15 protein-coding genes are annotated in these 19,590 nt (G+C 73.8%); 5 read left to right on the top strand and 10 right to left on the bottom strand.

What is annotated here, in order from left to right:
- Nucleotides 1–46 precede the first annotated feature (46 nt).
- On the top strand, nucleotides 47–3,331 hold the full coding sequence (locus K7I03_RS19505) for a S41 family peptidase (protein WP_398857534.1): 3,285 nt from the start codon (nucleotides 47–49) through the stop codon (nucleotides 3,329–3,331).
- Between the two features lie 204 nt (nucleotides 3,332–3,535).
- Here K7I03_RS19505 and K7I03_RS19500 read toward each other — a convergent pair whose 3' ends face one another.
- The 3 genes from K7I03_RS19500 to K7I03_RS19490 all read right to left on the bottom strand — a co-directional run bounded on the left by K7I03_RS19500 (nucleotide 3,536) and on the right by K7I03_RS19490 (nucleotide 6,223).
- Nucleotides 3,536–3,712 (bottom strand): hypothetical protein, encoded by a 177-nt coding sequence (locus tag K7I03_RS19500; RefSeq protein ID WP_185942631.1) that lies wholly within the window; start codon nucleotides 3,710–3,712, stop codon nucleotides 3,536–3,538.
- 94 nt (nucleotides 3,713–3,806) lie between these two features.
- Nucleotides 3,807–4,706: an SDR family oxidoreductase gene (locus K7I03_RS19495; protein WP_185942630.1), complete on the bottom strand. Its 900-nt coding sequence runs from the start codon at nucleotides 4,704–4,706 to the stop codon at nucleotides 3,807–3,809.
- The gene (locus tag K7I03_RS19490; RefSeq protein ID WP_185942629.1) at nucleotides 4,703–6,223 is read right to left on the bottom strand and encodes a flavin-containing monooxygenase; all 1,521 of its coding nucleotides are present in this window, start codon (nucleotides 6,221–6,223) and stop codon (nucleotides 4,703–4,705) included. Before K7I03_RS19490 ends, K7I03_RS19495 begins: the two co-directional genes overlap by 4 nt.
- Before the next feature lie 350 nt (nucleotides 6,224–6,573).
- Here K7I03_RS19490 and K7I03_RS19485 point away from each other — a divergent pair, with 350 nt between their 5' ends.
- Complete coding sequence (locus tag K7I03_RS19485; RefSeq protein ID WP_185942717.1) at nucleotides 6,574–7,323, top strand: MerR family transcriptional regulator; 750 nt, start codon at nucleotides 6,574–6,576, stop codon at nucleotides 7,321–7,323.
- Nucleotides 7,324–7,424: 101 nt separating this feature from the next.
- Here the strand turns inward: K7I03_RS19485 and K7I03_RS19480 are convergent, their stop codons facing one another.
- Nucleotides 7,425–8,252, bottom strand: a complete 828-nt coding sequence (locus K7I03_RS19480; RefSeq protein ID WP_185942628.1) for an exodeoxyribonuclease III — start codon at nucleotides 8,250–8,252, stop codon at nucleotides 7,425–7,427.
- Nucleotides 8,253–8,318: 66 nt separating this feature from the next.
- Here K7I03_RS19480 and K7I03_RS19475 point away from each other — a divergent pair, with 66 nt between their 5' ends.
- Nucleotides 8,319–8,879, top strand: a complete 561-nt coding sequence (locus tag K7I03_RS19475; protein WP_185942627.1) for a GNAT family N-acetyltransferase — start codon at nucleotides 8,319–8,321, stop codon at nucleotides 8,877–8,879.
- Between the two features lie 82 nt (nucleotides 8,880–8,961).
- Nucleotides 8,962–9,939, top strand: coding sequence for an alpha/beta fold hydrolase (locus K7I03_RS19470; protein ID WP_185942626.1), 978 nt, complete (start codon nucleotides 8,962–8,964; stop codon nucleotides 9,937–9,939).
- Nucleotides 9,940–10,157: 218 nt separating this feature from the next.
- Here K7I03_RS19470 and K7I03_RS19465 read toward each other — a convergent pair whose 3' ends face one another.
- Both K7I03_RS19465 and K7I03_RS19460 read right to left on the bottom strand, forming a co-directional pair.
- Nucleotides 10,158–11,387, bottom strand: a complete 1,230-nt coding sequence (locus K7I03_RS19465; protein WP_185942625.1) for a sensor histidine kinase — start codon at nucleotides 11,385–11,387, stop codon at nucleotides 10,158–10,160.
- A gap of 20 nt (nucleotides 11,388–11,407) precedes the next feature.
- Nucleotides 11,408–11,878, bottom strand: a complete 471-nt coding sequence (locus K7I03_RS19460) for a hypothetical protein (protein WP_185942624.1) — start codon at nucleotides 11,876–11,878, stop codon at nucleotides 11,408–11,410.
- Nucleotides 11,879–12,209: 331 nt separating this feature from the next.
- Between K7I03_RS19460 and K7I03_RS19455 the strand changes: the two genes are divergently transcribed.
- Entirely contained in the window at nucleotides 12,210–14,483 is a 2,274-nt protein-coding gene (locus K7I03_RS19455) for an alpha-N-acetylglucosaminidase (protein WP_185942623.1), read from the top strand.
- A 117-nt stretch (nucleotides 14,484–14,600) separates the two neighbouring features.
- On the opposite strand, the gene K7I03_RS19450 is transcribed toward K7I03_RS19455, so the two are convergent.
- The 4 genes from K7I03_RS19450 to K7I03_RS19435 all read right to left on the bottom strand — a co-directional run bounded on the left by K7I03_RS19450 (nucleotide 14,601) and on the right by K7I03_RS19435 (nucleotide 19,528).
- Nucleotides 14,601–16,091 (bottom strand): hypothetical protein, encoded by a 1,491-nt coding sequence (locus tag K7I03_RS19450; protein ID WP_185942622.1) that lies wholly within the window; start codon nucleotides 16,089–16,091, stop codon nucleotides 14,601–14,603.
- 174 nt (nucleotides 16,092–16,265) lie between these two features.
- The gene (locus K7I03_RS19445) at nucleotides 16,266–17,129 is read right to left on the bottom strand and encodes a putative RNA methyltransferase (RefSeq protein ID WP_185942621.1); all 864 of its coding nucleotides are present in this window, start codon (nucleotides 17,127–17,129) and stop codon (nucleotides 16,266–16,268) included.
- 254 nt (nucleotides 17,130–17,383) lie between these two features.
- Nucleotides 17,384–18,826 (bottom strand): SulP family inorganic anion transporter, encoded by a 1,443-nt coding sequence (locus K7I03_RS19440; RefSeq protein WP_398857529.1) that lies wholly within the window; start codon nucleotides 18,824–18,826, stop codon nucleotides 17,384–17,386.
- A gap of 105 nt (nucleotides 18,827–18,931) precedes the next feature.
- Nucleotides 18,932–19,528, bottom strand: a complete 597-nt coding sequence (locus K7I03_RS19435; RefSeq protein ID WP_185942619.1) for a carbonic anhydrase — start codon at nucleotides 19,526–19,528, stop codon at nucleotides 18,932–18,934.
- Nucleotides 19,529–19,590: the final 62 nt, after the last annotated feature.

The following is a 19,590-nucleotide window of genomic DNA, read 5'->3' as shown; positions in this document are numbered from 1 at the left end:
TGTCACGGCCCGGGTTGCCGGTGCGCCGAACGGTGGAAACCATGAAGTGGTGAGCGATGCCTACCTGAGGTACCCCCATCTCCACGGCGATCTGCTCTGTTTCGTCGCGGAGGACGACCTGTGGCTGTCCCCGCTGCCGGGGACGGACGGCGGCAAGGACCGCGCGTGGCGGCTGACCGTCGACCGCACGCGGCTGGGCCACCCGCGGTTCTCCCCCGACGGCGGCCGGATCGCCTTCACCAGCTGGCGCAGCCTCGACCCCGAGGTGCACCTCGTCCCCGTCGACGGCGGCCCGGCCCGCAGACTGACGTACTGGGGCAGCACCGACGCCCGGGTCTGCGGCTGGACGCCACCGGGCCGGGACGGCGACAGCGACATCCTCGCCGTCTCCTCGCACGGCCAGCCCTTCTCGTACTTCTCCTGGGCCTACCGGCTGCCCACCGACGGCAGTCCCGGCCTGCGCCTGCCGTGGGGTCCGGTGTCGGACATCGCGATGCGCGGCGGCGGGCACGGTCCCGGCGACGCGCCCGGCGAGACGCTGCTGCTCACCGGAAAGCCGCCGCACGAGCCGGCGTCCTGGAAGCGGTACCGGGGCGGGGCGACGGGACGGCTGTGGCTGATGGAGAAGCGGCTGGTGCCGGATCTGAACGGCCACCTGGACGCGGTGATGTTCGTCGGTGACCGGATCGCGTTCCTCTCCGACCACGAGGGCGTCGCCAACCTCTACTCCTGCCGCCCCGACGGCACCGACCTGCGCCGCCACACCGACCACGCCGACTTCTACGCCCGGCACGCCTCCACCGACGGCAGCCGGGTCGTCTACCAGTGCGCGGGCGACCTGTGGCTGGTGGACGACCTCGGCCCGGACGCCGTACCGCGCCGGCTGGACCTCCGGCTCGGCGGTCCGCGCGCCGGGCGGCGCACGTACCAGGTGCAGGCCGCCTCGCACGTCGACGCGCTGGCCGTCGACACCACGGGCCGGGCCAGCGCCGTCCAGGTGCGCGGCAGCCTCTACTGGCTGACCCACCGCGACGGCCCCGCGCGGGCCATCGCCGACACCCCGGGCGTCCGCGTCCGGCTGCCCGAGATGCTCGGCTCGACGGGCCGGGTCGCGTACATCACCGACGCGGAGGGCGAGGACGCCGTCGAGATCGCCCGGCTGCCGAGCGCGGCGGGGACGGGGGAGCACCGGCGGCTGGCGGCGGGGCGGATCGGGCGGGTGCACGAGACGCTGTCGTCGCCGGACGGCTCACGGCTGGCGATCGCCGCGCACGACGGGCGGCTGCTGCTGGTGGACACCTCCCCGGAGGGCGACGGCGAGGTGAGCGAGCTCGTCCGCTCCGACAACGGTCCGGTCCGCGACCTGGCCTTCTCCCCCGACTCCGGCTGGCTGGCCTGGTCGCACCCGGGCGTCGGCCGCTCCCTGCGGCAGATCAGGATCGCGCGCCTCTCCGACCGGATGGTCGTGGACGTCACCAACGGGCGCTTCGAGGACGAGCAGCCGGTCTTCACCCGCGACGGCCGCTACCTCGCCTTCCTCTCCTGGCGCGGCTTCGACCCGGTGTACGACGTCCACACCGGCGACCTGTCGTTCCCGCTGGGCTGCCGCCCCTACCTCGTCCCGCTCTCCTCGGCGACGCCCTCGCCGTTCGCGCTGACGGCGGAGGGCCGGCCGGCCGGCGGCGGGCTGGACGTCAGCGACACGGCCGGCGGGGAGGCCGGAGGCCCGGTGACCGTGGAGACGGAGGGGCTGGAGAGCCGGGTGACGCCGTTCCCGGTGGCCGCCTCCAAGTACTCGCACCTCCGCCCGGTGCACGGCGGCGGACTGGTGTGGCTGCGCTGGCCCATCTCCGGCGCCCTCGGCGAGACCTTCGCCAACCCGGCCGACACCTCCGGCCGTCCCACGCTCGAACACTTCGACCTGTGCAAGGCCAAGCGCACCGAACTCACCGCGTCCCTCGACTGGTTCGAGGTCAGCGGCGACGGGACCCGGCTCGTCGTCAACGACGAGGGCGAGCTGCGGGCCGCGCCCGCGACGGAAGGCGGCGACGCCGACTCCGTCGTCCACATCGACATGCGCCGCATCCTGCACGAGGTGGACCCGGCCGCCGAGTGGCGGCAGGCGTACGCGGAGGCCGGCCGGATCGTCCGCGCCTACTTCTGGGAGCCGGGCATGGGCGGCGTCGACTGGGACGCGATCCTGGAGCAGTACCGTCCGCTGGTCGAACGCGTCGCCTCCCCCGACGACTTCGCCGACCTCCTCCGCGAGGTCATGGGCGAACTCGGCACCTCCCACGCGTACGTCATCGGCTCCCGCCGCAACGAGGGGCCGCCGCACTACCAGCGCGCCATCGGGCTGCTCGGCGCCAACCTCGCCCGGCTCAAGGACGGCCGCTGGGCGGTGCGCCGCATCCTGCCCGGCGACTCGTCGGACTCCAAGGCCCGCTCCCCGCTGGCCGGTTCGGGCATCCGGGAGGGTGCCGTCCTCACCCATGTGGACGGCCGGCCGGTCGACCCGGTCACCGGCCCGTACCCGCTGCTGGCCGCCGCCGGCGGCACCACCGTCGAGCTCGCCTTCGCCCCGGCGGAGGGCGACGGCCCCGCCCGCCGGGTGGCGATCGTCCCGCTGATCGACGAACGCCCGCTCCGCTACCAGGACTGGGTGGCCAAACGCCGCGCGGTCGTCCGCGACCTGAGCGGCGGCAAATGCGGCTACCTGCACATCCCCGACATGGGCGGCTCCGGCTGGGCCCAGTTCAACCGCGACCTGCGGATGGAGATGTCCCGGCCCGCCCTCATCGTGGACGTCCGCGGCAACGCGGGCGGCAACATCAGCGAACTGGTCGTGGAGAAGCTCACCCGCACGATCATCGGCTGGGACCTCACCCGGGGCGCGCAGCCGGTGAGCTACGCCTCCAACGCGCCGCGCGGCCCGGTCGTCGCCATCGCCGACGAGATGACGTCCTCCGACGGCGACATGATCACCGCCGCGTTCAAGCTCCAGGGCATCGGGCCCGTCGTGGGCCTGCGCACCTGGGGCGGCGTCATCGGCATGACGGGCCGGCACCGGCTCGGGGACGGCACGGCGATCACCGTGCCGATGAACGCGGCGTGGTTCGACGCGTACGGCTGGGACGTCGAGAACCACGGCGTGGAGCCGGACATCGAGGTGGACCGGACGCCGGTGGACTGGGCCGAGGGCCGCCACAAGCAACTCGACGACGCCGTCCGCCTGGCCCTGGACCTCCTGGAACGCCACGGCGCGACCACCCCGCCGGACTACACCAACGTCCCGAACCGCGCCCGCCCGGAACTCCCGCCACGCGGTTAGCCCGTCCGGCGTTTGAGGACGCCGGCCCCCAACAGCCCGTCCGGCGTTTGAGGACAGCGCGCGAAGCGTGCTGGGGGGTGCGGGGGCGAAGCCCCCGAAAGAAACGGGAAGGGGCGGGGCTGGGGAAGCAAACCCAAAGGGCGCACCCTGGAAACCAGGGCGCGCCCTCACGCAACGAGCCGGGCCGGCTCAACGACCCCGCCGTCAGCGATCGTCGATCTCATCCCGGACGTCGTCGAACGAAGCCTGCTTCCCCTGCTGCCCCTTCTCCCGCAGCCGGTCCTGCCCCTGCTTCCCCCGCTGCTGAGCCTGCTCCTTCGCGTCCTGCATCTTCTGCTTGGCCTTCTGGGCCTTGTCCTGCATCTCGTCCTTCATGCCCATGCGTGTTCACTCCTCCGGGAGATCGTCTGATCGGGCCGCGACCAGCCTCACACGCGCCGTCACCCTGCGCATGTCGATCAGTGACCCTCCGTACTCACACCCGTCCCTCGGCCCTCCCGGAAGCATCAGCGGCCCCACCGGCCCCCAGCAGCCCCGGCACCTTCACCGAGGCGAGCCGGGGCCCGAACCGCCGCATCTCGCGCCGCGCCCCGAGCGCGACCAGCGCGGGCAGGGCCGCCCGCACGGGCTGGGCGCCGCGCAGCCACCGCTGGGCGTACACGTGCGCCGAGCGCCGTTCGATGCCCGCCACGAGCCGGTCGGCGGCGGGGTCCAGCGGGTACGTCCGGTTAGCCGGCCACGGCAGCCGCTGCCGCATCTCCCGCATCACGGGGTTCTCGTCGGCACCGCGCACCATGTCGGTGTCCGTCCAGCTCAGGTACCCCACGCCGACGCGTACGCCCCGGTGTCCGACCTCGGCGCGCAGCCCGTGCGCGTACGCCTCCACGCCCGCCTTGGACGCGCAGTACGCGGTCATCATCGGCGCGGGCGCGATGGCGGCGAACGAGGCGATCTGCAGCAGGTAGCCGCGGCTCCGGACGAGGGCGGGGAGGAAGGCGCGGCCGGTGGCGGCGGCGCCGATCAGGTTGACCTCGACGACGCGCCGCCAAACGGCGAAGTCGCAGCCGTCCAGCGGACCCCCGCCGGCGACACCGGCGTTGGCGACGACGACGTCGATCCGCCCGAAGCGCTCGCCGACCTCCTGGGCGACCCGTTCCATGGCCTCCTGATCGGTGACGTCGGCGGTCCAGCACTCCACTTCGGTCCGCAACTCACCGGCCACGCGCCGCAGTTCGTCCGGCTCCAGCCCGACGAGGGCGAGCCGGGCGCCGCGCGCCGACAGCTTGCGGGCCAGGGACTCCCCCACCCCACGGGCCGCACCCGTCACGACGACGATCTGCCCGGCGAGGCCGTTCCCGCGGTACGCCGCGCTCATCGCGCCACCGTCCCCTCGCCCAGCTCCGCCGGGGCATGCGGACGAGGCCGTCGCGGCTCCCGCAGCACCTGGTACTCCTGGAGGTCCACCCGCCGGGTGACCCGGCGGAACTCGGCGGTCGTGCCCGGCCAGGCGGTGGTGTTGCGGCCTTCGGAGTCGAGGTACCAGCTGTCGCAGCCACCGGTGTTCCACACGGTCCGCTCCATCCGCCGCTGGAGGCCGCGGTTCCAGGCGTTGACGGCGGACGGGCGGGCGACGAGCGCGGTCCGGCCGCCGAGGACGTCGAGTTGCCGGAGGAAGTCGGCCAGGTAGTTGAGCTGCGACTCGATCATCAGGATCATCGAGCTGTTTCCCAGGCCGGTGTTGGGCCCGATGATGAAGAGGAGGTTGGGGAAGCCGGCGGCGGTGGTGCCGCGCAGCGCGGCCATGCCGTTCTTCCACGTCTCGGCGAGTGTCACGCCGTCGGCACCGGTGATCCGCCGGGCGATCGGCATGTCGGTCACCCGGAACCCGGTACCGAAGACGAGCGCGTCCGCCTCGACCCGCGTCCCGTCGGCGGCGACCAGCCCGGACCCGCGCACCTCGGCCAGCCCGGACGCCACGACGTCGACGTTCGCCCTGGTCAACGCCGGGTAGTAGTCGTTGGAGAGCAGGATCCGCTTGCAGCCGATGCGGTAGTCGGGGGTGAGCCGGGCCCGCAGTTCCGGGTCCTTCACGGAACGGCGCAGATGGGCCTTGGCCAGCGCCTCCACGAAGCCCAGCCGCTCCGGCCGTTTGGTGAACGCCCCCACCTGCGCCTCGCGGATGCCCCACAGCACCCCGCGCCGCACGGCCCGTGTCGCCGGCATCTTCCCGTGCAGCCACCGCTCCACCCCGGTAATCCGCCGGTCGGCCCGCGGCAGCACCCAGGCCGGGGTGCGCTGGAAGAGGGTGAGCCGGGAGACGTCCGGCTGGATCGCGGGGACGATCTGGATCGCCGACGCCCCGGTGCCGACCACGGCGACGCGCTTGCCGCGCAGGTCGGTGTCGTGGTCCCAGCGGGCGGAGTGGAAGACGGGCCCGGGGAACGTGTCCAGCCCGGGGATGTCCGGCAGCCGCGGGTCGGAGAGCGGCCCGGTGGCGGAGACGACGACGTCCGCGGTGTACGCGCCGGAGGCGGTGTCCAGCTCCCAGCGCATCCGCTCGGCGTCCCATCGCGCCGCCCTCACCTCGGAGTTCAGCCGGAGGTGCGGCCGGAGCCCGTAGGTGTCGGTGACGCGCTCCAGGTAGGCCCGGATGTGCGGCTGCCCGGAGAAGTTGCGCGGCCACTCGGGGTTGGGCGCGAAGGAGAAGGAATAGAGATGCGACGGAACATCGCAGGCACACCCCGGATAGGTGTTGTCCCGCCAGGTCCCGCCGATCGCGCCCGCCCGTTCCAGGACGACGAAGTCCGTCACCCCCTCCCGCCGAAGCCGTACGGCCGCCCCCAGCCCCCCGAACCCGGACCCGATCACCGCCACGCGCACGTGCTCGGCCATTCCGCTGCCTCCCGGATCGCAACGCATCGCGCCAGTGATTGCTGGCACGGTGCGAGCGTAGGGGGGTGCCGTACCGAGCGGTAGGGGTGCGACACAAGGAAGTTACCCCGGGTCGCACCTCCCGGGACCACGAAGCGCCCACCCACCCGCCCAGCCCGTCCGGCGCTTGAGGACAGCGTGCGAAGCGCGCTTCGGGGGCGTGCGGGGGCGCGGCCCCGCGGAAAACGGTGAGAGGGCGGGACGGGGGCACCTTCCGCCCGCCCCCTTACGCTGCCCGCGTGACCACCGAAACCCCCGACGACCGGACCGCCCCGACCGACAACCGAACGCCCCGGAAGCACGAATACCGCATGGCAGAACTGGCGGAGGCAGCCGGCATCCCCCTCCGAACCCTCCGCTTCTACCGCGAACGCAAACTCATCCCCCCGCCGCGCCGCGAGGGCCGCATCGCCTGGTACGACGGCACCCACCTCACCCGCCTCCGCACCATCACCGCCCTCCTGGAGCGCGGCCACACCCTGGGCGGCATCGCGGACCTGCTGACCGCCTTCGAAAGCGGCCGGAACGTAGCCGAACTCCTGAACCTCGACGGCGCGTCGGCCACCCCCTGGTCCGGGGAGACCCCGGCCCGCCTGAGCGCGGAAGAACTGGCGGACACCTTCGCGGGCCAGGTCACGGCCGAGAACCTCGCCGCCGCGCTCGACATCGGCTACCTGGCCGTGGACGGCGAGGAGTTCGTCCACGTCAGCCGCCGCCTCCTGGACGCGTCCACCGAACTCGTCCGCGCCGGCGTCCCGTTGTCCGCCGTCCTGGAAGCGGGCCGCCACGTCCGCGCCCACGCCGACGCCCTCGCCGAGATCTTCACCGCCCTCATCCGCACCCACCTCCTCCCGGCCACCCCCCACACCGAAACCGGCCAGGTGGCCCGCACCCTGGAACACCTCCGCCCGGTCTCCCAGGCCGTGGTCGACGCGGAGGTCTCCATGGCCATGGACCGCCACATCAGAGCGAACGCGGAAACGTGGGTGCAAGCGCCCGAGCCGGAGGGCAGCCCCGGTGGAAACGAAAACGCGGATCACGACAACACGACGTCGCCCTGAAACGCTGGCTGCACATGGGGCGAGCGGATTCCCATGCTCGGGTGATCATGCTGAACCGGGAGCGCCGATGGCGAGCCACCGGCAGCGTACCCCCGGCGCTCCTACCCCCCGTACACCACCGTCACCGGCGCGTGATCGCTCCACCGCTCCGCGTGTGAAGCCGCCCGCTCCACGTACGCCTTCAGGGCCCGCTCCGCGAGGCCCGGGGTCGCGACGTGGTAGTCGATGCGCCAGCCGGAGTCGTTGTCGAAGGCGCGGCCGCGGTAGGACCACCAGGAGTAGGGGCCGGCGACGTCGGGGTGCTGGGCGCGGACGACGTCCACGTATTCCTCGAAGACCTTGGTGAGCCAGGCGCGCTCCTCGGGGAGGAAGCCGGCGCTCTTCCGGTTGGCCTTCCAGTTCTTGAGGTCGGCCTCCTGGTGAGCGATGTTCCAGTCGCCGCAGACGAGGACCTCGCGGCCTCCCCCATAGCTGAACGCATGGGAGGTACCCCCATCCGCGGCGCGGGCCTTCAGGGAGACGAGGTAGGGGAGGAACGCGTCCATGAAGCGCTCCTTCTCGTCCTGGCGCTCGGTGCCGACCTCGCCCGAGGGCAGGTAGAGGCTGGCGACGGTGACGCCCGGGAGGTCGATCTCCAGGTAGCGGCCGGTGCCGTCGAACTCGGCGGAGCCGAACCCGACCCGTACCGCGTCGGGCTCGCGCCGGGAGTAGACGGAGACGCCGGCCCGGCCCTTGGCGGCGGCGGGTGCGTGGAAGGCGTGCCAGCCCTCGGGCTCGCGCACCTCGTCGGGGAGCTGCTGCGGCTCGGCGCGGACTTCCTGGAGGCAGACGACGTCGGCGTCGGTCGCCGCCAGCCACTCCACGAAGCCCTTCTTGGCGGCGGCGCGCAGGCCGTTCACGTTCACGGAGGTCACAGTCAGGGTGAGCATTCCGGCACGATACCGACTTTGCGGGCGCCCCTGTCGCCCCCGGTCGGCTGATCGTACGATCGCGGGATGCGGATTCTGCCTGTGCCCTTCGGCCATCCGGACGCCGTGAAACTCAACGATGAGGTGCAGCTGGAGTACCAGGCGCGCTACGGCGACGAGGGTGACATGACCCCCCTGGAGGCCGCGCACTTCGCCCCGCCGCGTGGCCTATATCTCATCGCGTACGAGGACGACGGCACCCCCGTCGCCTCCGGCGGCTGGCGCGCGCGGGATCGCGACGGCGAGGGGTACGCGGACGGCGACGCCGAGCTCAAGCGGATGTACGTGGTGCCGGCCGCGCGGGGGCGCGGGCTGGCGCGGCGGATCCTCGCGCTGCTGGAGGAGGACGCGCGGGCGGCGGGCCGGCTGCGGATGGTCCTGGAGACCGGGACGAAGCAGCCGGAGGCGATCACCCTCTACGCGTCGAGCGGTTACGCGCCGGCGGAGCCGAAGTTCGGCATCTACCGGGAGTACGAGTCGAGCCGCTGCTACGCCAAGCCGCTGCGGCGCGAAGCCGTCCCCCCGGCCGTCGGAGCGGCCACCGGTGGCACCGTCCCACAGGGGTCCCCTTCCCGCTCCCGGCGGTAACGGACCCCCGGTACCCCGGCGTTCCTGCCGCCCTAGGGTGGGCGGCGTACGACATCCGGCCCACAGCTGCCAGGAGGTACGCATGAGCGACGCGGTCAGTCACCGCTACGTCGAGGTTAACGGCGTCAGACTGCACATCGCGGAACAGGGCGAGGGCCCACTGGTCCTGCTGCTGCACGGCTTCCCCGAGTGCTGGTACTCCTGGCGGCACCAGTTCGAGCCACTGGCCGCGGCCGGCTACCGGGTGGTGGCCCCCGACCAGCGCGGCTACGCCCGCAGCGACCAGCCGGAGCGGATCGACGCCTACACCATGCTGCACCTGACCGGCGACGTGGTCGGCCTGATCCACGCCCTGGGCGAGCGGCAGGCGGTCGTGGTCGGACACGACTGGGGCGCGCCGGTCGCCTGGAGCACCGCCCTGCTCCGCCCGGACCTCGTACGCGGCGTGGCCGGGCTGAGCGTCCCGCCGACCCCGCGCGGCACGCTCCGGCCGCTGAGCGAGATGCGCGCGAAGCTGGGCGACGACTTCTACCAGGTGCACTTCCAGGAACCGGGCGTCGCCGACGCCGAGTACGCCGCCGACATCGCCGGCACCTTCCGCGGTCTTCTGACCGCCGCCTCCGGCGACAGCCCCACCCCCATGGGCGTGGTGGCCGAGGGCGGGTCCGCCACGGCCGCCATGCCGCGGCCCGAGCGGTTGCCCGGCTGGCTGACCGAGGCGGACATCGAGGTCTTCGTCGGCGAGTACGCCCGGCACGGGGAGCGGGCCTTCACCGGCGGCCTCAACTGGTACCGCAACATCGACCGCAGCTGGGAGCTGCTGGCCGCCTTCGACAGCCGGGTCATCGAGGTTCCGGCGCTCTATATGGCGGGCGACCGCGACCTGGTGATGGCCTTCCCCGGCATGGACGAACTGCTGCCCTCGCTGCCCGAGGTGCTGCCCGGTCTGCACCGCAGCCTGATCCTTCCGGGCTGTGGTCACTGGACGCAGCAGGAGCGGCCGGACGAGGTCAACGCGGCGCTGCTGGACTTCTTGGGGAGCCTGCCCGAGGAGTCGTGATGGTCAGGGGGTGCCAGGCGTGGCGCGGCGGCGCCGCATGACGCGGCCGTCCTCGCCCCTTATGGGCACCCCTGAGCCGCCGGGCACCGGGCAGCGGTCGTCGACCGTCGGGGCAGCCACCGGCCCAGCCTGAAGTCCGGACCGACATCCGACGTCCGGAGTCGGCGAGCGGCCGGGGCCCGGCGGGCACCCCGGGTCCGGAACGTGAAGGCCGCCCCCTACCCCGGCCCCGGCTCCGCCGGCCCCCGCACCGCCCCCCGCAGGTCCAGCACCGCCTCCGCCCCGCCCTCCGGCCGGTTGGCGAAGGTCAGCGGAGCGCCCAGCACCCGCGCCTGGCCCGCGGCGATGGTCAGGCCGAGGCCGAGGCCGGCGCCGGACTCCGTACGGAAGCGCTGGGGGCCGTGGGCCAGGAGGGGTTCGGGGAAGCCGGGGCCGCCGTCGCGGACGCGGATGACGCCGCCGTCCACCTCGGCGACGACGGGTTCGGCGCCGTGCCGGTAGGCGTTGGTGACGAGGTTGGTCAGTATGCGTTCGACGCGCCGCGGGTCCGTCTCCACCAGGCAGTCGCGCACCACCCGTACCTCCGCCGCCGTACCGCCCGGCCCGGCCGCGGCGCCGGCCGCGCGGCGGGCGAGGTCGGCGAGGGCGCGGACGTCGGTCTCGACCCGTTCGGTGTCCGCGTCGAGCCGGGCCACCTCCAGGACGTCCTCCATGAGGGTGTGCACCCGCCGGGCCCGTTCCTGGACCATCTCGGCGGGCCGGCCGGGCGGCAGCAGGGCCGCCGCGGCGACCAGTCCGGCGACGGGGGTACGGAGTTCGTGCGCGATGTTGGCGGTCACCTCGCGCTCGGCCTGGAGGCGGGCGGCGAGCGCGTCGGCCATGGTGTTGACGGCGATGGTCAGCCGGGCGATCTCGTCCTTGCCGCCGCGCGGCCGGAGCCGGGCCGTGAGGTCGCCGTCGGCGATGCGCTCGGCGATGCGGGCGGAGGCGTTCAGCCGGCGTCCGGCGAACGTCGCCAGGCCGACGCCGACGATGCCGGAGAAGGCGGTGCCCAGACCGCCGGCCGCCCACAGGACGTCGTCGAGGTCCTCCAGGTTGCGGGTCTCGCGGCGGTAGGGCCGCTTGAGGACGATCATGTCGTCGCCGAGCCGGGTGGCCGCCCACAGCACCGGCTCCCGGCCGCTCCGGTCCAGGTAGGTGGCGCGTTTGCCGTCCTCCGCCGCCGCGCGCAGCGGGGCCGGCATGCCGTCCGGGTTGACGAGGGTGTGCTGCCGGTCGATGCCCGCCGCGTGGTCCTCGACGGCGTTGGCCAGCCGCGCCTCTATGGACTCGCGGGCCGTCGCGAGCTGGTTGACGCCCGTGCGGTGGTGCACGACGAACCCGATGAGGACGGCGACCAGCGCGGCGGTGACGGTGATCGCCGCGCCGATCTTCGTTCGCAGTCCCATGGGTCAAGGCTCCTCGACGGCTACGCTCGCGGCTGACGCTCCGGTACGAAGAGCCGCAGATCACGCAGCCCGTTGTGCTGCTCGGGCGGGAGCCCGTCGACGAGGACGGAGACCCGGCTGTAGTAGGAGTGACGATCCTGCCCTACGCGTCCGGAGAACCGGACACGGGCCTCGCGTGGCCCGTCCCCGCAGGCCGCGGCGCACCACGGGCCGGTGACCGTGCCGGCCGCCTCGGCGACCGGCCCGCCCCAGGACCGCCAGCGCAGATGGGTGAGCCGTACGACCCCGGCGATCTCGAACGTCGCCGGGCGGCTCAGCCCGGGCCGGCCGGGACCCTCGGTGACCCGCACGGGCAGCGCGACGGGCGCCGGCGTCCGGGCCGGACCGCTCACCTCCAGCCCGCCGGGCTCCGAACAGCCCGCGAGCAGCCCGCCGGACAGGCCCGTGGCGAGGAGGGTGAGGATGCCGGAGACGGCACCGAGTCGTCGCACGGCGTTCCTCGGGTACGGGAGGGGGCCCGGGGGCGGGAGGATCCTCGGGGGCGACAGGGACGGCACGGAGGGCAGGGCAGACAGAGGGAACAGGGAGGACGTGGACGGCACGGACACGACAGCCGCAGCGATCGGGGCGGCCGCCGGAAAGCGCCGAACGGGGGACCGACCACCGACCCGAAAGAGGCCATTCGCAGTAAATGTTACCGGTGTGACTGATTCGCCCAGGGCGCTCTTGACGTTCGGCAGTCGTGGGCTCATAGGATCTCGGCGCTCGACTCGGCGCTCAAGTGGTCCAGGCCGGTAGCCGCAGCTGCCTCGGAGGTCACTCATGCACATCGCCCGTCGCTCGGTCCTCGGCGCCCTGGCCGGCTCCGCCGCGCTCGGCGCCCTCGGCGCCTCCTCGGGGGAGGCCGCGGCGGCCGCCCAGCCGCCTCCTGACGCCCCGGGAGCTCCGACCACACCCAACAGACCGGGGGAAACGGACAGACCGGACGAGGCTCCCGCGGCCGGCAGCGGAAACGCCGCCGCCACCGCGCTGGCCCGCCTCCTCCCCCGCCACCACCGCCAGGTCACGTTCCGCACGGTGCCCCGCCGCTCCGGCGCGGACGTCTACCGGGTCACCGGCCGGGCCGGGCACATCCTCGTCGAGGGCAGCACCCCGGCCGTCCAGCTCACCGGTTTCCACCGCTACCTGCGGGACGTCGCCCACGCGCACTTCTCCTGGAGCGGCGAGCGGACCGCCCTGCCCGCCACGCTCCCCGCCGTCCGCGGCGCCATCGCCGCCGAGGCGAACGTCCGCCACCGCTTCGCGCTCAACGACACGAACGACGGCTACACCGGGCCCTACCGCGACTGGGCCTACTGGGAACGCGAGATCGACGTCCTCGCCCTGCACGGCTTCAACGAGGTGCTGGTCTACGCGGGCGCCGACGCGGTCTACCGTCGAACGTTCATCGAACACGGTTACACCGACGCGGAAGTCCGGAATTGGGTTCCCGGCCCCGCCCACCAGCCCTGGTGGCTCATGCAGAACATGAGCGCCTTCGGCGGCCCCGTCTCCCGCGACCTCCTCGACCGCCGGACCGCCCTGGCGCAGCGGATCACGCACCGGCTCCGCGAGCTCGGCATCACCCCCGTCCTGCCCGGCTACGCCGGCACCGTCCCGCCCGACTTCACCCGCCGCAACAAGGGCGCCCGTACCGTCCCGCAGGGCGACTGGGCCGGTTTCCCCCGGCCCGACTGGCTCGACCCGCGCACCGCCCACTTCGCGCGCGTCGCCCGCACGTACTACCGGGTGCAGCAGGAGCTCTACGGCGCCTCCTCGATGTACAAGATCGACCTGCTGCACGAGGGCGGCACCCCCGGGCCCGTCCCCGTCGGCGCCGCCGCCCAGGCCGTCGAGAAGGCGCTGCGCACCGCGCACCCCGGCGCCACCTGGGCGATCCTCGGCTGGCAGACCAACCCCCGGCGGGAGATCCTCGACGCCGTCGACCGCTCGAAGATGCTCGTCCTCGACGGCATCCCGGACCACTACCCGCGCGTCACCGACCGCGAGAAGGACTGGGGCGGCACCCCCTACGCGTTCGGCACCATCTGGAACTTCGGCGGGCACACGGCGATGGGCGCCAACACCCAGGACTGGGTCTCCCTGTTCCACCGCTGGCGCACCAAGAAGGGCAGCGCGCTGCGCGGCATCGCGCTGATGCCCGAGGCGGCCGACAACAACCCCGCCGGGCTCGCCCTCTTCTCCGACCTGGCCTGGACCGAGGGGCGGATCGATCTCAAGGACTGGTTCGCGCGCTGGTCCGTCCAGCGGTACGGCGCCGCCGACCCGAACGCCCGCCGCGCCTGGGACGTCCTGCGCCGCACCGCCTACGGCACCACCCGCGCCGACGGCTGGAGCGAGGCGGCCGACGGCCTCTTCGGCGCCCGCCCCGACCTGGCCGTCAACCGCGCCGCCGCCTGGTCGCCCCGGCAACTGCGCTACGACGCCGCCGCCTTCGACGAGGCCCTGCCCGCGCTGCTGGCCGTCGCGCCCGCCCTGCGCGGCAGTTCGGCGTACCGGTACGACCTCATGGACGTCGCCCGGCAGTGCGTCAGCAACCGGAGCCGGCTGCTGCTCCCCCGGATCAAGGCCGCCTACGACGCGGGCGACCGGACCCGTTTCCGGACGCTGACGCGGCAGTGGCTGGACTGGATGGACCTGCTGGAGGAGACCGTCGCCACCAGCGACCGCCACCTGCTCGGCCGCTGGACCGCCGAGGCCCGCGCCTGGGGCGGCACGGCCGCCGAACGCGACCGGCTGGAGCACGACGCCGTCTCCCTGCTCACCGTCTGGGGCCCGCGCGCCTCGGCGGACGGCGGCAAGCTGCACGACTACGCCAACCGCGAGTGGGCGGGGCTGGTCGGCGGCCTGTACCGGCTGCGCTGGAAGACGTACTTCACGGAGCTGGAGGCGGCACTCGGGGCCCGGCGGAAGCCCAAGCCCATCGACTGGTACGCGCTGGAGGACCGCTGGACGCGTAAGCGGCCGGCGTATCCGGCGAGGCCGTCGGGAGACATCGTGGCGGTGGCCAGAAAGGTGGCGGCGCGGCTGGCATAGCCCGTCCGGCGCTTGAGGACGAGCGGCGAAGCCGCGACAAGGGGGTCTGGGGCGCAGCCCCAGGAAACGGCGAAAGGGTGGGACCGGGGCACACACACCCCCGGCCCCACCCGGGGGTCACCCCTTCGACCCGGCGAGCTTCCACTCCCGGTGCAGCCCCGGCAACGGCAGCTTCCGCTCGAACACCGGCGTACCGAAGATCCGCAGCTGGAGCTGGAGCGCACCGTTGAGGTCGACGCCGCCGAAGGCGCCCCACTTGCCCTTCAGCGACTTCTTCCCGTCGCTCGACGCCTTGGCGGTGACCTCGCCCTCGGCCCGCAGGTACGGCGACAGGTCGCCCGTCACACCGACCGTGCCGTACAGGCCGACGGACGCCTCCGCGCCCAGCGCGGCCCGCACCCGGCCGCCGGCCGCCACCGTGGCGCGCACCGGGGAGCCCTTCATCGACGACTTGCTGACGGGGGCCCAGCCCTTGGCCCTGCTGTACGAGCCGCCGACCCGGAAGTCGCCCTTGACATCCTGCTTCACATCGACGGAGATCTTCCCGTCGGCGTCCACCTGGAGATAGCAGGTGAGGTCGGCGTTGACCACGACCGGGACGGGCCCGACCTGGACGACGGGGGCGGCGTGCAGCTTGGCGAACGGCAGGCGCAGCGGCTTGCCCTCCGTCGACGCGGCGGCCTGCCCCTTCAGCGCCCACTGCGCCGACCAGTCGCCGGCCAGGGCGAGGGACGCCGTACCGGGCGCGCGGCCGTCGGTGCCGCGGCCGTCGTACGCGAAGTCGACCTCGGGGGCGAGCTGCACGAAGCCGTCGACCGACGCCTTGGCCGAGGCGGGGGCGCCCTTCGCGGTGGCGACGGCGGTGGACACGTCCACGCGCAGGTTGCCCAGGGGCAGCTTCGCGCCCTGCGGCCCGAAGCGGAGGTTCCCGCGCTTGGCCCAGGAGACCTTGACGCCCGGGACGAGCGGCTTGACCTTGACGGCGGACGGGTCGACGGCCACGGTGCCGTTCGCCTTGGCGTCGCCGAGGAGCGCCGGGAGGGTGGCGGGGGCGGTGCGCACCTCCAGGCCCTTGTCCGTCGTCCCGACGACCTTCGTGACCTTGGCCAGGACGCCGTTGGGGGCGCCGGGGGTGGGCGCGCTGGCGAAGACGTCGCCGACGGCGACGGTCTTCGCGGGGGCCGCCGGGCCGGTGCCGGGCTTGCCGCTCGGCTTCACGCCGGGCCGGTCACCGGGCTTGCCGGTGGGCTTGGTGTCCGGCTTGGCGTCCGGCTTGGCGGTGGTGACGCCGGAGATGACGGCGCGTCCGGTGGCACGGTCGTAGGAGGCCACCTTGAGCGTCGACGTCCGCGCCTGCTGCTGCCGGGGGGCCGCCGTGGGGCGGTCCGTCGGCGCGCCGGGCGCGACCGCGGCGGCGCGCGACCCGAAGGGGGCCGCGGCGACCGCGAGCTCCTGCTCGTGCGGCGCGGCCGGGGCGGCGGCGGCCGGCGCCGCGGCCCGGTCGTCCGGCTTGTCGGCGGCCTCGGAGCCGGACGACGAACACCCCGCCACCGCCAGGGACATGGCGGTCAGGGCGGGGAACAGCACTCTCTTGTGGCGCTTGCGCAATGGGGATCCTCAGGGGCGTGCCGCGCGGCAGCGGGACAACTGCGGTTACTCACTGATAAGGAACCGCATGATCCTGTCATGCACGCCACGACCCGTTGATCCGTCGGACGACGTTCATCGGATGATCTACGTCACAGGTCAGGAGGTCGGACCGACCCCTGAGCGAACGTTCCGTCACACGGCGCGGTACACCGACACCAGGCAGGAGACGGTGACGGGCAGTGGCAGCTCCAACGCGGTGACGCGCTCCAGCAGTTCGTCCGGCGTCACATGCCGCGCGCTCGGCCCCATCAGCACCAGGTTCATCACGTCCTCCGCCGAGAGGTCGACGGTGTGCTCGTGCGTCTCCGCGCCGACGGCCTCGAAGCGGTCACCGAGCGTCCGCCGCAGCCGGTCCTCCTTGTCCGCGTCCACCGTGAGCAGCCCGAGGCGCTCGCGCAGCCCGGCCAGATGGCGGGCGGTCGGCGTCACGACCACGAGCGCGCCGCCGGGGCTCAGCACCCGGTGGAACTCCTCGCCGTTGCGCGGCGCGAAGACGTTCAGCACGACGTCCACGGATCCGCCGCGCACCGGCAGCGGGCGCCAGACGTCCCACGTGGCCGCCCACGCCCACGGGTGCGCCCGGGCCGCCTGCCGCAGCGCGAACTTGGACGCGTCGAGCCCCAGCCCGACGGCGCCCGGCACCCTGTCCAGCACGGCGGCGAGGTAGTACCCGGTGCCGGCGCCGGCGTCGAGCAGCGTGCCGCCGTCCGGGCAGTGCGGCGCCACGGCACCGGCCAGGGCAGCGGCCAGCGGGGCGTAGTGCCCGGCGCCCAGGAACGCCGTCCGGGCCCGCACCATGTCGGCCGTGTCAGCGGTTCCGGCCCGCATGTTGCCGGTCAGCAGGCCGACATACCCCTGGCGTGCGACGTCGAACGAGTGCCGCCCCGCGCAGCGCACGGACCCGTCGGCCAGGGCGAGCCGCTCACCACAGTGCGGACAGGTCAGGACGTCGAGCAGGCGGAGCCGCGCCTCGGGCGCGACAGGAAGGGCGGGCATGCGTGGTCCTCCGCAGCGATGGGCCGCGTGTCGGCAGTCGAACGGTCGGGATCGTCGGCGGCCCGGGCCGGCGCCCCGGGCGTGACCCCGCCTCAGCCGAAAACGTGCGGACAGCTGGAGAACGCCATGGTCACGAGGCTAACACGGGCTCCCTCACCCCCTGCTGGACCGCACGCCCGGCGCCGTTCTCCTTCTCTGCCTTCCCGCCCCCTCAGCCGCACTGCCAGGTGAGCACGGCCCGCTCGAACCGCCGCTCACACCCGCGTCACCACCTCGACCGTCGCGCCCCGCTGCTCGGCCCACGCCTCCAGGACCGTGCGGCACGCGTGGTCGAGGTGGCGCAGCCGGGACAGGTCGAGCTCCACGGGCCGGTCCTCCGGGAGCGCCTCCAGCGTCTCCAGCATCCGGGGCAGCCGGAGGAACGTCGCGTTGCCGCCGGCCGTGACGGTGAGCCGGCCGTCCGCCGACTCCCGTACGTCGAGGTGGAGGTGCGACGTCTCCCAGGCGGCCTTGACGACCGCCAGCAGCAGCCCGACGAGCACTCCCTCGAACATGTTGGTGCCGATGATGGCGACGGCGGTCACCGCCAGCACCACCGCCTCGCCCCGGTGCTGCCGCCAGAGCGACACGGTCTGCCGGACCGGGACGAGCTTGCAGCCGGCGTGCACGAGGACGCCCGCCAGGGCGGCCAGCGGGATGACCCCGACCGCGGCCGGCAGCAGCGCGGCGAACAGCAGCAGCCACACCCCGTGCAGGACGCGGGCGGCCTTGGTGCGCGCGCCCGCCTGCACATTGGCCGAACTCCGCACGATCACGGCCGTCATGGGCAGCGAGCCCAGCATCCCGCAGACCGTGTTGCCCACGCCCTGGGCCATCAGTTCCTTGTCGTACGCGGTCCGCGGCCCATCGTGCATCCGGTCCACCGCCGCGGCGCTGAAAAGGCTTTCCGCGGAGGCGATCAGGGCGAAGGCGAGGACGGTGCCGAGCGCGGCGACACTGCCCAGCGCGCCGAAGGCGTCGGCGCCCGGCGGCCGGACGGCCTCGACGATGCCCCGCACCTCGACGGTGGCCACGGGGAGCCCGGCCAGGGCGCAGACGGCCGTGGCGAGGGCCACCGCCACGAGAGGCGCGGGCACCGTCCGTGCCCCGGCCGGGAGCTTCTTCCACAGGACGAGGACGGCGATCGTGCCGATGCCCACGAGGAAGGGGACGAGGGCGTCGCCGTCCGTCGCCACGGTGGTTATCAGGTCCGGTATCCCGGTGATCTTGTCGACGCCGGACCGCGGCTGCCGGGCCTCGGCCATGGTGTAGAGCTGGCCGAAGAGGAGGACGAGCCCGATGCCGGCGAGCATGCCCTGGACGACCGCCACGGACACGGCCCGGAACAGCCGGCCGAAGCGCAGTGCGCCCAGGACGATCTGGAGCAGCCCGGCCGCCAGGACGAGGGCGCCCAGGGCGCCCGGCCCGAACTCGTGCACCGCCTCGAAGACGAGCACCGTGAGCCCGGCGGCCGGACCGCTGACCTGGAGGGAGCTGCCGGGCAGGCAGCCGACGACCAGTCCGCCCACGATGCCGGTGATCAAGCCGAGTTCGGCGGGCACCCCGGAGGCCACGGCCACCCCGACGCACAGGGGCAGGGCCACCAGGAAGACGACGAGCGAGGCCAGGACGTCCTGCCTCAACGTGGCGGAATACATGAGTGGTTTACGGTTCCTGAGGGTCGAGACCATGACTGCGGGTTCCTCGCGCTGTGAGGGGACGGGGCCGATGGTCGCCGCCCGAGCGGCGGGCGAACGCGCGGGTCACAGCACGTGGAACCGCCCGTCGGACCGGAGCTCCCTGACGGCACCCGTGTGCACCTCGTAGGACCAGGCGTGCAGCCCGACCGTTCCGTCGGAGATCCGCTCGGCGACACACGGGTGGGTGCGCAGCCGCTGCAGCTGCGCGACCGCGTGCCGCTGCGCCGGCCCGGCCAGGTCGGCTCCCCCGGTCCCCGCCGGCCCGTCCCCCGGCCAGGCGGCCGTCCGCTCCAGCCAGCCCCGCACGGCCGGCACACCGGACAGGTCGTCCCCGCCGACCAGCGCCCGTACGGCGCCGCAGTGGGAGTGGCCGCAGACCACGATGTCGCGCACGCCCAGCACACGGACCGCGTACTCGATGGTCGCCGTCTCGCCGGTGGGCCGGTCGGCGCTGTACGGAGGGACGACGTTGCCGGCCGTGCGCAGCTCGAACAGCTCGCCGGGCCGGGCGCCCGTGATCAGTGACGGCACCACCCGGGAGTCCGAGCAGGTGATGAACAGCGCTTCCGGGCGCTGGCCGGATTCCAGGGCACGGAACTCGTCCGCCCGCTCGGACACATGGGTGGCGAAGGACCGGGCGTTGGCTATCAGGGACCGCATGGTGGCCTTTCTCCCGCGCCCCCGCCGTTTCCGGGCAGGGCGCGGTGTGGTCAAGGTCAGCA

The organism is Streptomyces mobaraensis, from assembly GCF_020099395.1.
In the GTDB taxonomy this organism is placed as follows: domain Bacteria; phylum Actinomycetota; class Actinomycetes; order Streptomycetales; family Streptomycetaceae; genus Streptomyces.
This window is presented reverse-complemented; position numbering and strand designations above follow the sequence as displayed.